Annotated in this window: 1 protein-coding gene; it reads left to right on the top strand. The window is 73.8% G+C overall.

Annotated elements, in window-relative coordinates:
• Positions 1-120 precede the first annotated feature (120 nt).
• Complete coding sequence (locus tag ACFWU6_RS33685) at positions 121-927, top strand: SDR family NAD(P)-dependent oxidoreductase (protein ID WP_383813297.1); 807 nt, start codon at positions 121-123, stop codon at positions 925-927.
• The last annotated feature ends 143 nt before the right edge of the window (positions 928-1,070 follow it).

The following is a 1,070-nucleotide window of genomic DNA, read 5'->3' as shown; positions in this document are numbered from 1 at the left end:
GCACCCGGTCCGGGGGCGGCCCCCCCCCGGCGGGCGCGCGCCCCTCCATCCCCCTTCCGCCGCGCCCCGAGTGCCCTGCGGCACGCTCAAGGCGTCCACGCGAACGACGAAGGGTCGAAGATGACGGTGAAGGCGATAGACAAGGCCCCCGACCGGCCCGTGGCACTGGTCACCGGAGCCACCAGCGGCATCGGCCTGGCCGTCGCCCGGGACCTGGGCGCCCGCGGACACCGCGTCTTCCTCTGCGCCCGCACCGAGACCGCGGTCAAGCAGACCGTCGCCGACCTGCAGGCCGAAGGACTGAGCGCGGAAGGCGCGGCCGCCGACGTACGCGACCGCAACGCCGTACGCTCCCTGGTCGCCGCGGCCGTCGCCGCATACGGCGCCCCCGTCAGCATCCTGGTCAACAACGCCGGCCGCAGCGGCGGCGGCGCCACCGCCTCCATCACCGACGAACTGTGGCACGACGTCATCGACACCAACCTCAACAGCGTCTTCCTGCTGACCCGCGAGGTCCTCACCAGCGGCGGCCTGGGCGTCGAACCCTGGGGCCGCATCATCAACATCGCCTCCACCGCCGGCAAGCAGGGCGTCCTGCTGGGCGCCCCCTACTCCGCGTCCAAACACGCCGTCATCGGCTTCACCAAGGCACTGGGCAAGGAACTGGCCCCCACCGGGACCACCGTCAACGCCGTCTGCCCCGGATACGTGGAAACCCCGATGGCCGCCCGGGTCCGCAGCGGCTACGCACAGGCCTGGGACACCACCGAGGAGTACGTCCAGGAGCAGTTCGAGGCCAAGATCCCCCTCGGCCGCTACTCCACCCCCCAGGAAGTCGCCGGCCTCGTCGGCTACCTGACCACCGACCTCGCCGCCTCCATCACCGCCCAGGCACTGAACGTCTGCGGCGGCCTGGGCAACTCCTGACACCCCCCGACACCACCCCCGACACCACCCCCGAGACCGCGGCGCACCTCCCGTCCGGGCCGGGGCGCGGCCACACGACCCCCCCGCCCCCGCCCCCCCCCCCCCCACGAACGCCCCCCCCCCCGACACCCCCACACCCGCCC

Source organism: Streptomyces sp. NPDC058674 (assembly GCF_042716505.1).
Taxonomy (GTDB): Bacteria; Actinomycetota; Actinomycetes; order Streptomycetales; family Streptomycetaceae; genus Streptomyces.
This window is presented reverse-complemented; position numbering and strand designations above follow the sequence as displayed.

What these genes read in the sequence shown, in the direction of transcription:
- ACFWU6_RS33685 (WP_383813297.1), top strand. Translation starts at nt 121, where the DNA reads ATGACGGTGAAGGCGATAGACAAGGCCCCCGACCGGCCCGTGGCACTG.